Genomic DNA, 13,219 nt, shown 5'->3' on the forward strand with positions numbered 1-13,219 from the left:
GCTATGGCTAAAAGTCCAATTTTTGATATTGAGCTTGATATAGTTGACGACGATACAAAAAATAAAATAGAGAGCTTGAAATCAAAAAGAGATTTACCATTTTCTTTAACGTTAAAAAGCCAAAGTGAAAAAAAATTAAATATAGGTGAGTTAAATTACTATAAATGTAATCAAAAGCTTGGATATCCCACTAAGAATAGGCAAGCTGAAGTAAAATTATTTTATAAATTTTTACAAAGAAAAAGAAAAGATAAATACTCTGATGATTCAATTTACCAGTTTTATGTAGTTTTTCGTCCGTACATTTGTTATTGCGATAATTTAAATATTTCACCGTTTTCTGAAGTTGGTTACCTGTCATACCTTGGCAGTGGAGGAGAGTTATGGAGACTTGTAGCACTATACGAGTCAAGAAAAAAGGATTACTTTGAGTATAAAAACGATGAGGAAATCGGCTTAAAAGAACGTACTGCTGCGAGCTACAAGCGCGTAATTGATCAAATCTTAGTTGCTTTGAATTTTAATATATTACCGCTTCAAAGCTCATTAACAGTGTTTAAATTAAAAAATCAGTCTGGCACAACAGCATATACTCATAATGAATTATCAGTGATGATACGCCGTTTAAGCTATTACTTCGGTTCGCTAGCGACCCAATTAATTCACTACCACAAGTCAGGTAATAAACTTCCACCTGAACAATTAAAAGTTGTTGTCGATAAACAAAATAATCAAAAGGTTTATGTGACTGTTGGACAAAACAAAGGGAGATTTGGGCCATGTTCCCCATTGCATCAATGCATGACAGCGGGATATCTACTCTTTTGCTATTTCACAGCGTTTAACAAAACGCCAGTATTAGAATTGCACCACCCCGTTTTCGTTGAAAACTACAGAGATAAGACTTCACGTAACTGCTGGATCAAAGCATATAAAGGAAGGTCGCATAAATCTATAGAAGCGCTCTTTAGAGAAGATCCATCTGCTACAACTCACCCTGAGTTAAAAGGCACTTTAGGCGAAGAGCCAGATAATGAAGCTGGATTCATTAAAACACCGATGCATAAAAGTGACAAATTCGCTATTGAGAGTGGGATGGATTTTATAAATAAATTAGAAGAAGTTTCTAGGCTCTATTCAAGTTCCGAATACGGAAAAGTGTTTTTTAGTATTAACTCTAATGGAGAAGAGGTCCCCCTTCATATCTCATACGCTAGCAATGTAATTTCTCAAAACTTATGCTTGCTTTCTGATCAAAGAAGTTATCTTGCGGAACACTTTATTCGCAGGTTTAAACAAGTGCAGAACCACTCTGTATGCACTGAAATCTTTACTGAAACAAGTGGGAAAAACTCACTGATTATCAGCAAAATACAAAGAGAACTTCACGCTAATAGCATTAAACGTAGAAGCATCGAACTTGCTTTTGCAGCTTTGTCTTGTATGACTAATTTACCGCTTCGCAACATTATTATGCCTCTGACAACCAAGGCAAATGAAGATAACCCTAATAAAATTAATGTTTCTTTCAGTTATTTAGATGGTAAAGCAGGCTCTTTCATAACTGAAAGAAAGTTTAAGAAGTTTTTATTAAGCTTAGAAAGATATGCGCAAACCTATAATAGGCTGCCGTCTCAGTATCAGCACACTAACCCAAAAAGAAAAAATAAGCCTGCTTTTTTACTTCCTCTCGGCAAGCGTGATAAAACTTATCAATGGCAAAGTATCGAGTCAATAATCAGTCCAAACCTTGTCACTAGACTTGGGGTCAGCTCAGGTAACTTTTTCTTAGTTTTATCATCATCAAAGCTCAGGTTAACAACAAGCGATCAAGAGTATAGTGAGGCAGATCGAGGTAGTTCAGCTCGATCAATACTTCAAAATGAAAAAGCAACGCTTGAAAAAAGCTATATCAACGGGCACCCCATACAGAATAAGAAAATGGTCTCCCAAGGCATACAAACAATTGAAAATATTGCAAAAGGTAACTCATTAGAAGAGTCTAAACAAAGAGTAAAAGTCACAAATAAAATTGAAGTGTTAGCTTACGATGAATATAAAGAATTAAAAACACCAACAAACCCGAATGGGATTCATTGTAATGGCAAACCAGAAATTGAAGGGGAAAAAAACTATCATTACGCTGCGAGAAAATTTGCGTTAAATAACTCAATTATACATGAGAATGAAGACATCACTTGCTACCAGCTAGACTTGTGCATCTTCTGTAATTCAGCAAAGCTTGTTGATGACCCACACTCTATTTATAAGCTAATAAGCTTTATCGAAGCTTTAAGAAGCAGCTTATCGCTTCTACCAACCGTTAACAGTCGCGTTTTAATGAAAATAGAACGCTTTGAGCTTCTCTTAGAGCAAATACCGTCAAACACATTTAACAAAGCTTTAGACAAGAGACTAAAAAATGGAATTTACCCATTATTTTCTGACGAGCACTTGATTCTGAACTTTGCGATAGGAGCTTCAAATTATGATCGATAATATCACTTCTAATAGCCTCAAAAATGTCAGAAATTATGAGCATATTACTACTTTTGATACTACATATATTTACAAGACAATTTTACCAGCACTGGCTGAAGGAAACTGGAAAAAATTAAAGGAGCTAATTGTTTATCAAGATCAAAACATAACAATTTTTTTCAAAGAAAACACATGGAAGTTTCTTGATTCTAAACTCCAAGCAAAGTCAGTTAGCAATTTAGTTTTTAGTAATGACACGGGAAATGTCACACACATACACTCCGAAGTACATGAAAACTTCATTAATGAGATAAAGTGCTTTGCTTTAGCCCAAGTCTACTTCTGTAAAGACAAAGTAACGTTCAATAATATCGGGAGTCATATTCGTTCTCTAAGAAAACTGATTCCATTTCTTATGAGTAACAATATGAGTAGTTTTTCGCAACTTACAGAAGACTCTCTTTTTGAAGTCAACAGTTTAGGATACAAATTTAGTAAGAAGGATAGCTTGTCAGGATTGAATGCCCTGATCAAAAGCGCTCAACATCTACACTTTGATATGTCTTTTTATAACACTATTACACAAAAAGACTTAAAGGTTGCAATTGAAGAAGCAAAACAATATCCAGTTATCCCCCTACGTATTTATACCGAGATATTAAATCAATACTCGACTCTAATTAAACAAGCCTACTCTGAATTACACACTTTAAAGACTCAAGCAGAAAAATTTCAGAAATTTATAGATGAACAGCAAGCCGACAGGATCTATAAGTTGCGGCATGGGCTTGTAAAGCTGTCAAAAAATGAAAAAGCCACTAAATCAGCAAAGGATTTTTTACATGATTTGAAAGAAAATAGTATCGAGCTAGTAGATTTTGAAAAGAATAAACTGTGGATTGAGTTATTTAAAAAGAACCAAGTGTCATTAACTATGCCGACAAAAAGAGTGAAGAAAACTTTATTTCAAACCCTTAACGGTGGAACAGTTAACTTTACTCAATTCAAAGAATTTAGAAAAAAAATAATTATATCATCTAGTTGGCTGTGTCTATTTTTGTCTGGGATGAGAGTTAACGAACTACACTCAATGCACCATATGCATGGCGCACAAAAAACTAAAGCTCCAAAGGACGAACCACTAACTAAATCTTCAAAAAAACTAAGATACAAAGCTTATAACTCCTTTCAGCAAGAAGAAATTTATTTGCTAACAACAAGACAGAGTAAAATAACTGGTAACAGTCAGACCAAAGATGATGTTTATGTCACAACTGAAGTCGGTTACAAATCTTTCAAAGTATTAAGTGCATTAATGTGTCCACAAAGAAAGAGAGCAAAGTCTAGTAAAAAACTATTTTATTCATTAGACAGATTAGTACCTGAAACACTTAATTTAAAAACATTAGACTATCTATTAAACAATAACTTTAATGCACTAAATGCCACTGGAGGAATAAATCTAAAACTAGATAAAACTGACGTCGAGTACCTAGACAAATCAGAAAAAAAACATCAGTTTAAAATTAAAGATAGATTTCAAATTACCACACACATGTGTCGAAGAAGCCTTGCTTACTACTTGGTCGGCTTTGAGTTGTGTTCATTCCCAGCTTTAAAACAACAATTTAGCCATGTATCGCTTCACATGACTCGGTGGTATGCAAGGAATGCGAGTTCATTTCTAAAGTTTTACTCAGAAATTCAAGATCAACGCTTACAATCAAAAGCTAAAATTTTTGCTAGTATATTCAATAAAATAGCTAACCGTGAGCGTATCGCTGGCGGTAAAGGGAAGCAAAAAACTCTTGAAATTGCAAAGTTAGGAAAAAACTATTTTGAAGAAGGTGGTAATAAGTCACTATTAAACCCTGACTTTTGGTACAAACAGTTAAGTGCTGAGAAAGAACATATACATGCTATCGCCCCTGGCATGTATTGCACCAATAAACAGTGCTCTATGAGAGTCAATATTGATCTCACTGAATGTGTTGATTGTGAATATGACTATATAGAAGACGTTGTTTTTGCTGAATCTACCAGATTTGAGGCCATGCGACACCTTTCTTTATTGGAGGAGTTGGATGATCTCAGCCCACAAACCGCTGCAAGGCTTTTTACACAAATTAAAGCTTCAGAAAAAATTATGTCTGAACTAGATTTTGATTATGAACCTTATCAATTCAGTAAGAAAATTCTAGATATGGTAATAGTAACAAGGAGCATAGACTAATGAACTCTAGAGATAACAGCTATAAACAAACTAAACATGAGTTACGTGTTGCTATCCAAAATATTCGTGATGGTAAACTTACTAGCCCAGAGCTTATTGAAAAAACAAAAGCTGGCAAAACAGTTAAGCTTAATAAACAAAATGTAGAAATTGAAGCCGGAAAAGGAAATGGGGTAATTTCAAAATATCACGTGGATATTGAAAATGAGATCAATGCAATTGTTACAGCGACATCTCAGCCCTTTGGTGACATAAGTTCACATCCTGATTACAAAGATTTAGTCGAAAAAAATCAGTATCTCAAAGGAAAAAATAAAACTCTGACAAAGCGAAATAAATCTCTTTTAGCTGAACTTAGCAATAAAGACACTGTAATTGAAAAAGAACTTACTAAAGTTAACAACATGCTAGCTGCGCTTTGGGAAGCTATTCCGACAAGTGAAAGGCAATCTCGAATGAGAGCCGCACACCAATTAGCCGAAATTGTTCATATTTCAAAAAACAAAAAAGATGATTAAATTTTCGATTAAGCCTTAATTTAAAATGCCAAATTAGAAAGATCGCTATTAATTTTACTAGCAAAAACATGGAATGAAAATCGTATTGAATACATCTAGGAAAAGGGCTTTAAAGCGTCACTGCCTCTTCTCTTATCGAGTTTGAGTTAGTTAATACACAACTCATATGAATAAATCTTAACTTGATCTGGCAGATTTGATTTTTGGAATTGAATCAAATCTGACAGTAAATGGCTACCTTTTGCCAGAAGCAGCCTGTTAGCTTTTTTACATTTTAAAACAAATTAAAACAAAGACTTATATTTATATAGAATAGCGAAAACTAAGCGTAAGGCAATTAATTGAAGTATAGGATGTTTTAAGTTACTTGATAAATTGCTTGGTAGTTTTGTCATTGATTGTACCTCTAGTTCAATGTTTGAACTTACGGTAAGGTCGGCAACCTATACAAAAAGAATATTGTTATTAGTTTTAGTTTTGCTATATTGAAGTGGTTAATTTATAAACAACACATCAACTACAGAAAAGGAATAATAATATGGGCAATACAATGAAAAGGGACCAAAAGGCAAACTCTAGAGCAAAATTAGCCGAAGCACTACCAGAGATAATGGACTTGCTGGATAGAAATGCTGGCACGAAAGGAAAAAAGACTATTGTCGAAATCACAGTTAAAGGTGATAGTGAGGAAACTTTAGAAATTGATTTAGAAAATGTTGAAGAAGTTATTAAGATCTTGAAGCTAAATTAGTCCAAGTTTGAGTTATAAATTCACGCCAGAAAGGTGCTTTTCTGTTTTAGAGGCTAAGCATATTCTTGAAAATTATGTTTTTAGTTCTTTTGAAGACGTTGTTCTGACTAGCATGGGCGGCGATGTGCCTACTTGGTTTTGTTCTTTTAAAGACAAAGAAGGTAGAACTGCATCAGGTATGGGAAAAGGCATTAGTCATCAATGTCTTGTTTCTGCTATTGCTGAGGCGATAGAGCATTATCACTATGAGTATGATTCCACGCCAGTATTAACAAAAACTTTCTCTTCGCAAAATGCACCAGATTGGTACTTTAAAGGCTCACCTGATTTTTATGAAATTCTTAAGGATAAAACTGTCACTTTTGACCATTATGAATATAACCATTGGTCTAATAGCGATACTGTCTTATATCCATGCTTCCTTGGAAACCCTAGTTATCAACCCGAAACGCAAGAAGAAGTATTAATAACTAAAAATAACTGCCTTCATCGCTACAGTTGTAATTCTGGAGTAGCATCAGGGTTAACTTTTGAAGAAGCATTTTTACATGGTGTTTTAGAGTCTATAGAACGTGATGCAATAGGTATTACTCTTATAGAAGTAGTCATTTCAGACGCCCCCTTGCCAGTAAGGATAATTAGTGATGAATCGCTACCTAAAGAATTAAAACAATTAAAATACAAAATTGAAAGTTCACTCAAAGCAAAATTAACGATTTACAACATAACCTCTAATATAAAAATACCAAGCATCCTAGCCTCTTTAACTTCAGATAAAGACGGTGCTACTTTTTTTGGTTCGGGGTCATCTTTAAGCCTTCGATATGCCATCGAAAGATCGATGCTAGAAGCGCTTCAGTGTGTACATGGACAAAAAAAGCTCCAATACCATTACCCACTGATCAGTAAATCAATACCCGTTAAAATGTTACCTAAATACACAAAGTGCTTTATGGATAAGGGCTATTTTTGTTATATGGGTGGGGAAGTTTACGAGAATTACCATAAGTTAAACATGGAGTTTGAATCTTTATTCAATCCAGAAGGCCCCGTTTCCGAACAAGTTAAAAAGATATGTGAGTATCTACAGAATATACATGACATTGATGTTTATTCTAGAGTGATACACTCTTCTTCAAATTTAAAAAAACCGTGGGTTGTCCAGACCTTAACACCATCCTTAGAACGATTCTATCTTGTTACTGGAGGGCACTTCATCCTGCCATCTGAAAGAGGAAGGTCATTTTTAAAGCACTCTAATTGCAATTCTTAGAGTATTGCATAGATTAAACTTTATTATCATTGATTAATCATTTAGAAGGTGTTGATGAGAATTAACAGTAATATATTTTCGCAATATTTTATAAAAATAAAGGAGCAGACGTCCGTAATTCGGTCCTAACTGCCTGTCAGATAAAGTCTAAACTGTAAGATTAGATATGAGCTACTACAACTCATACTAGATGAATTAAACAAGTTGAGTTATTTTCCGACGATAGTGTAAACTTGCCTTGAAACCAAACACCCGTCACGATGGATGTGAATTGATTGGTTAGTATTTTTATCGTAACTGTTCTGAGTTATTTGCATGGTATTGAGCAACTTTTTATCAAGCGGTACTTCTGCAAAAGGGTTGTAGTATATATGGAGGCCATCTAAATGACTTTCCCGCCACTCAGATATGTGGCAAAGATGGACATCAGAGCCACAAACTATATCCCCTATAAGTAAACGAGAAGATATTATTTCATGGGTATCACTCATCCGCTTTTTAGACATCCCTAATATCTTCTTCCTTTTCTTAGTACGAAACTGCTTGGGACTAAACTGTCTATACTTTGTAGCACGGATCATAGCGTCAATTTTACTCTCTACAATAGCCTTTCCGAACATACCTGTAGTTGAGAAAATGATTGCACTTATTTCTTTATAAGAGTCATTAGTAAATATGCCTAAATCCAGCTTAGTACCATTCTTTTTCTCAACATATTTAACTTTATCTTGGACTAACTCTCCAAAGTTATTTTGTTGTGGTGGGTTGATGCCAAACAACACTCGATTTATCGCCAAATTGTTTTGTGTGAATGACAGGTGATTATCGAATGGAGCTACAGCAATAACAAAAGGCTTATTTTTAACATGTTCATGAGATGAGTATGGGTTTTCCTTAAAGTCTTCACCTGTGAATAATTTCTTTTTATCTCGAATTACACCAAGTAACTTTATAGTTTCTTCATCTAAAAACTCACCCATTTCTTGTTGACTCGATGCGTTAATCACATCCCTTTCGTAATACTTTTTATCTCTATTTTGGGCGTTATTAGTAGTGACAGCTTCTACATTGATTACTTGACCACTTTTGGAAGTTAAGCAATAGTCGGGTGACTCTTTAGAGTAATCAATTTTAAAGCCAAGCTCTTTGAATGCTTTATTTAAATATAATTCCCATAATGAGGAGTTGAAGCTGAGTTGAAACTCATCCATGAATTTGTTCATTTCAACTTTTCGGCCTTCCATTCCCTTAGCCCACTTTGTTATTACTTCTCGTACAGGGGCATATTCTGATTCTTTGAGCAATCTAATAAAATATGGGTGGAGTGCTTTCTCTTTAAATCTTGGTGTAAATAAGTCCAACCTATATCCCTTTATTAATACTATTTACTGTGCCTGATGCGCTTACTTACCAATATAGTTTTCTAATTGGCATTTGACTATGTGAGATCTGCTCATTACATAATTGAAAATGCTTAATAACCCAAAGAATACACCGGAAACTAGATTCAATCCATGTGTCAACGCGGCTTCTGATTTTTCATCTTTTACTGGAGTTGTTACTGATTCCGTTTTTTGCTAATTTTTTCAAATCTTAAAGCTCGGCTAATTAGTTCGAGTATTTTGACTCACCATATTCATTAAAATTGACTGCTATACAGTATTTAAATGCACAATTTGGCCTTTTTATATTCCCTTCATTCAATTATTGTGAAAAAAACTTTGTGCATCAATTGCTCTTATTTCTTTAATAACTTTATGATCTTGCTCAATTAATTTTCCAACTAACTCTAATAAGGTCATTTCACCTTCATCCATGTTTGGAAAGTTGTTCAAAGCATCTCTAACAATTTAAACGTGCGCAAATTGTGCTTTTTTCTATTAAGAGATATGTTTCCAATTATCACATTAGCTAAATATCTCTTGATCGCTAAATTAAACTTTCCTAAAAGCCTCAGTTTACTGATGATCCCACGAAATATTTGAAACTATTCCACAATTGTCACATTTAAAGTCAAATAACCCAAACCACGCTTCGTCTAGTAGCCAGTCACCATCACAACTTGGACATTTACGCTCAAGTTCAGACTCTTTACCCTGTCCTCCTACACGATATAAATAATAATACACAGGCTTATTAGTTAAGTAGGCTATCCGCTTCCTTAAAGATTGCCCTCTTCTATACAAATCACTATCAACATCGGCAAGCTCTTTAATAGCAGCAAACTCACACCTAGTAGCTGCGTTGATCTGGATCTGATCGCAAGATTGCCAATCTTCTTTCCATTTTATCAAAGCCTTATAGTCACCATTTGAGATTGCAGGTAACTTGTATAACGGGACTGGAAGAAAGTCATCACCGCAATAGATAGGACTACATGTGTGTACATAAGTCGTATAAATGATATAGCTACTTGGCTCTTTACATTCATCTGAACCATTAGAGTGTATATCTTGCCCAATTACTTTTACTTTTGGATAAAGGAGGCCAACCTCTGTAAGCTTATCAAGACTGTGCTTAACAAATGGACTATAATTTAAAGGGTGAAGAGAATCTTTTTCTGGGCACATAACACGAGTAACAAAATACCCTTCATTCAAAACTGTTGGAAACTCATCTCCGATAATCTGACCATTAAATCGGAATGCATTCACTAGTTGAATAATCGCATGTTCTGCATCTGCTAAAGAAGTATCTTGGTAGCAGTCAAAAATCAAATCAACAACGAACATAAATTAATAACCCACAGTTTAAAAAAAGATTTAAGACGACTAAGTGTACCAGAATTAAAAAATGATGCTTAACACTTACGATGGGAGTGTGATGTGTATCCTATCGCAAGTTCAAGTTAAACATAATAATTTTCATTCAGTTATCATTCTTAAAACAAGAATAACAGTACCACTACTGAATGTTCTGCTTTCTCCAATTGTCGATTGCAGTAGTAAGTCCATTATCTGGAGTATCGTCCCTGAAATCAAATGTACCGCTATTTCGCTTGTTAAGAAGTTCATCCACTCTAATTCGAATCAGTAACAAACACGCATCACAAACAACTAGTATACCCTCTCGTTCAACACTCCTCCTCTGTATCTTTTAATTGATTCAATGTCGGTAGGAAGTCAGATGGCTCGCATTCTAGTGCAATACAAAGCTTATAGAGGATGTCTAATGTGATATTTACCTCCCCCCTATCGATGCGGCCAACATAACTTCTATCAATTTTTGTTACGACGGCTAACTTATCTTGAGAAACCTTCTTACTTGTTCTTATTGTTCGTAATTTTTTACTGAAAATTTGGTTTCGATCATTCATCCGGTTTACTCCAAACGAAAAGACCGATCTTCCCATATTGCGGATTATATTATCACGGACTATAATCCCACGGATTTTAATCACACGGACTATAAACACACCGTGAAACTATCCTTAGAAGGTTCATATGAAGTTAAACTTTCTTATCGCTCAAATTGTCTCTGCTAAGAATTTTGATCACTTTTCAGCATTAGAGCTAAGAGCCGCATTTCTCGTATTGCAAGAAGATAAGAGTATATGCCCTATTGAAGCCAGAAGGTTCTGTTATGCTGAATTGATAAAACTAGTAAGAAGAAATTGGTTAAAGAAAATTAAATCCAATAAAACTGGTGCTGTATGCTACAAGAAAACAGCGTTATTTAATGCAGGCAAAATTCTATCTGAGCCGAAAAATTCAATGACTGAAAAGTCGGATCTTCTTCATTGTTCTGAAAAAGTGGAAGCTCCCTTGTTACGCAGGTTAAACCGTTACAAAAAAGAACTGTTAATTAATTTTGGAGAACTAGAAGAGTATGAACAACTCTCAAAAGCTCACCCTGAATTAAATGAACAACTTCAAGGTAAGTACAATCAAGCCCGTGAACAAAATTCAGCTTTACTTGGCAAAATCAAAGCAATTGAAAACCTATTAAACCAATGAGTAAACCTTAATGAAATTAAGAAAGTGGCAGAGTGAATGTGTTGAAAAAGCACTTAAACATTACTCTGAAGGAATAAAACATTTTTTAGCACTTGCAACACCTGGTGCAGGTAAAACCATAATGGGATCAGAGCTGGCTAAACAACTATTTGAGCTAGACATGATTGATTTAGTCTTTTGTTTTGCTCCTTCGAGAATTGTCGCATACGATTTTAGTCAAAGTTTGGAACATACTATTAAAGCTCGCTTCGATGGCCTTATCGGAGCAAAAGGTAACTCAAAAACATATCAAGGAATGCAATATTTAGATGAGTCATTTTGGGATCTTTTTAAATCGCATAGGGTTTTTGTTATCTTTGATGAGATACACCATTGTGCCGGAACAAATATCGATAACGCTAACTCATGGGGAAGACCAATAATTGAAAAAATAAAGTATGGCGCTGAATATACCATTGCCCTTACTGGCACACCTTGGCGCTCTGATGCTTCTCCTGTTGCACTTTCTCAATATTGTGATGCAACCCGAAAGATTAAATGTGATTATGTTTACGGTTTAAAAGAAGCTATACATGACAAAGTTTGCCGCGTACCACAACTCATCGCTATTGATAACGATAATATTACGCTTACTGAAAAAGATGAAACACAGCATTTTAAGTCGTTTGCAAGTCTATTAATGGAGTCTGGTCTTCCTTATTCTAAAGTTGTTCAAAATGAGATTGTTGTCGAGCAGATGCTTACAAAAGCTAACTTTCAACTAGACCGATTAAGAATAGTTAATGGTGAGTCAGCAGGTTTAATTGTTGCTTCAAGCATTAGCCATGCTTGGAAAATCCATGATATTTTACGAAAAGTATTAGATGAAGATGCGATAGTAGTCACAAGTGATGAAGACAAACCAAGCGAAACTATCAGACAATTCAGAAAAGGTAATGATAAGTGGGTGATCAGTGTAGGAATGATTTCTGAAGGCACCAATATTCCCCGCTTGCAAGTATGTTGCCTGCTGACAAATGTGACTACAGAATTATACTTTCGACAAATCTTAGGTCGTATATTGAGAATTACGGATAAAGCAAACCAAGAGGCAATCATGTTTATGCCTGCGGAAGCTATGTTGATGGAATTTGCAAAGAATTTAGCTCAAGATATCCCTAGTACAGTTCCAATTGTAAAAGTAGAAACCACGACCAATTCTGTTGACTTAGAAGGTGATGATAATCCTATATCTGAAGCAGAAAATGATATTAAGGATAGTTTGCTCACATCTGATAGCGATCTTGATTGTTCAAAAGCCTTTTTACAGCCTTCAGAAATAACACAAGTATCAGACAAACATTTAATACAGTGTGATCTAAGCGACAATTACGAAAGAGAATTAGGTATATATGGGCGGTTTAAGCAAGAAATACTAGAAATCAGAGACTTCTAGTATTTTGAGTAGTGGACATCCCAAAGTTTACTACGCCAAATAAGTTACATTATAACTTCTACTAAGAGGTGTTTTATGAATAAAGGCAAGCGTCATACTCTCAAACTTAATTTGGGTACTTTTTTATCAAATTACTGAGCGTGGATGTTTAATTGAAGAAGTCGCAGAACGATTAGGTATTTGTACCTAAACGTTATATCACTGACGGAGCCAGTTAACAGATAAATCTAAATCCGTTCAATCACCAGATGAAAAACTTAAAAGCATATTATTCTGAGTTAAAAACTGGTCTAGTAAAACTTGGGAAGTTCAGTTCGAAGGTCGCCAAAAGGAGAGTTATTTTCTTTCAATGATTTCATGGCTGATTTAGCTATACTAAGAACACATTATAAAGATACAGTTCGGGATATAGCTCTAGTCCCCTATTTCTTAATTAATACATTCAAACTGAATTATTAAAAGCGTGAACTCTCATAGAGGAAATTGTAAATCTATTTAATAAATATGAGTTTTATAAGGCTCTAGCTCAAAAACGGTTTGCCCTACACCAAAAAATAGGACAGCTAAATCCA

At 34.7% G+C, this 13,219-nt stretch carries 11 protein-coding genes; 7 read left to right on the top strand and 4 right to left on the bottom strand.

Going from position 1 to position 13,219, the window contains the following annotated elements:
• The first annotated feature begins 3 nt into the window (after window positions 1–3).
• From ACFI34_RS09340 to ACFI34_RS09360, 5 genes are all read left to right on the top strand, one after another.
• Window positions 4–2,499, top strand: a complete 2,496-nt coding sequence (locus ACFI34_RS09340) for a hypothetical protein (RefSeq protein WP_462673282.1) — start codon at window positions 4–6, stop codon at window positions 2,497–2,499.
• Window positions 2,489–4,714: a hypothetical protein gene (locus ACFI34_RS09345; protein WP_462673283.1), complete on the top strand. Its 2,226-nt coding sequence runs from the start codon at window positions 2,489–2,491 to the stop codon at window positions 4,712–4,714. The genes ACFI34_RS09340 and ACFI34_RS09345 overlap by 11 nt, the downstream gene beginning before the upstream one ends.
• Window positions 4,714–5,232, top strand: coding sequence for a hypothetical protein (locus ACFI34_RS09350; RefSeq protein ID WP_462673284.1), 519 nt, complete (start codon window positions 4,714–4,716; stop codon window positions 5,230–5,232). The genes ACFI34_RS09345 and ACFI34_RS09350 overlap by 1 nt, the downstream gene beginning before the upstream one ends.
• A gap of 538 nt (window positions 5,233–5,770) precedes the next feature.
• On the top strand, window positions 5,771–5,983 hold the full coding sequence (locus tag ACFI34_RS09355) for a hypothetical protein (protein WP_462673285.1): 213 nt from the start codon (window positions 5,771–5,773) through the stop codon (window positions 5,981–5,983).
• A gap of 7 nt (window positions 5,984–5,990) precedes the next feature.
• A complete protein-coding gene (locus ACFI34_RS09360; protein WP_462673286.1) occupies window positions 5,991–7,256 on the top strand; it encodes a YcaO-like family protein in 1,266 nt (421 codons plus the stop codon).
• A 209-nt stretch (window positions 7,257–7,465) separates the two neighbouring features.
• Here the strand turns inward: ACFI34_RS09360 and ACFI34_RS09365 are convergent, their stop codons facing one another.
• The 4 genes from ACFI34_RS09365 to ACFI34_RS09380 all read right to left on the bottom strand — a co-directional run bounded on the left by ACFI34_RS09365 (window position 7,466) and on the right by ACFI34_RS09380 (window position 10,608).
• Window positions 7,466–8,617: a hypothetical protein gene (locus ACFI34_RS09365; protein WP_462673287.1), complete on the bottom strand. Its 1,152-nt coding sequence runs from the start codon at window positions 8,615–8,617 to the stop codon at window positions 7,466–7,468.
• 339 nt (window positions 8,618–8,956) lie between these two features.
• Window positions 8,957–9,091 (bottom strand): hypothetical protein, encoded by a 135-nt coding sequence (locus ACFI34_RS09370; protein ID WP_462673288.1) that lies wholly within the window; start codon window positions 9,089–9,091, stop codon window positions 8,957–8,959.
• A gap of 123 nt (window positions 9,092–9,214) precedes the next feature.
• The gene (locus ACFI34_RS09375; RefSeq protein ID WP_462673289.1) at window positions 9,215–9,988 is read right to left on the bottom strand and encodes a Zn-ribbon-containing protein; all 774 of its coding nucleotides are present in this window, start codon (window positions 9,986–9,988) and stop codon (window positions 9,215–9,217) included.
• Window positions 9,989–10,329: 341 nt separating this feature from the next.
• A complete protein-coding gene (locus ACFI34_RS09380) occupies window positions 10,330–10,608 on the bottom strand; it encodes a helix-turn-helix domain-containing protein (RefSeq protein WP_462673397.1) in 279 nt (92 codons plus the stop codon).
• A gap of 91 nt (window positions 10,609–10,699) precedes the next feature.
• On the opposite strand from ACFI34_RS09380, the gene ACFI34_RS09385 reads away from it, so the two are divergent.
• Window positions 10,700–11,212 carry a hypothetical protein gene (locus ACFI34_RS09385; protein ID WP_462673290.1) on the top strand — a complete coding sequence of 171 codons (513 nt, stop codon included), beginning with the start codon at window positions 10,700–10,702 and terminating at the stop codon, window positions 11,210–11,212.
• Window positions 11,213–11,222: 10 nt separating this feature from the next.
• Entirely contained in the window at window positions 11,223–12,647 is a 1,425-nt protein-coding gene (locus ACFI34_RS09390; RefSeq protein ID WP_462673291.1) for a DEAD/DEAH box helicase, read from the top strand.
• Window positions 12,648–13,219 lie beyond the last annotated feature (572 nt).

The organism is Pseudoalteromonas sp. PSi26 (genome assembly GCF_054960575.1).

What these genes read in the sequence shown, in the direction of transcription:
- ACFI34_RS09340 (WP_462673282.1), top strand. Translation starts at nt 4, where the DNA reads ATGGCTAAAAGTCCAATTTTTGATATTGAGCTTGATATAGTTGACGAC.
- ACFI34_RS09345 (WP_462673283.1), top strand. Translation starts at nt 2,489, where the DNA reads ATGATCGATAATATCACTTCTAATAGCCTCAAAAATGTCAGAAATTAT.
- ACFI34_RS09350 (WP_462673284.1), top strand. Translation starts at nt 4,714, where the DNA reads ATGAACTCTAGAGATAACAGCTATAAACAAACTAAACATGAGTTACGT.
- ACFI34_RS09355 (WP_462673285.1), top strand. Translation starts at nt 5,771, where the DNA reads ATGGGCAATACAATGAAAAGGGACCAAAAGGCAAACTCTAGAGCAAAA.
- ACFI34_RS09375 (WP_462673289.1), bottom strand. Translation starts at nt 9,988, where the DNA reads ATGTTCGTTGTTGATTTGATTTTTGACTGCTACCAAGATACTTCTTTA.
- ACFI34_RS09380 (WP_462673397.1), bottom strand. Translation starts at nt 10,608, where the DNA reads ATGGGAAGATCGGTCTTTTCGTTTGGAGTAAACCGGATGAATGATCGA.
- ACFI34_RS09385 (WP_462673290.1), top strand. Translation starts at nt 10,700, where the DNA reads ATGAAGTTAAACTTTCTTATCGCTCAAATTGTCTCTGCTAAGAATTTT.
- ACFI34_RS09390 (WP_462673291.1), top strand. Translation starts at nt 11,223, where the DNA reads ATGAAATTAAGAAAGTGGCAGAGTGAATGTGTTGAAAAAGCACTTAAA.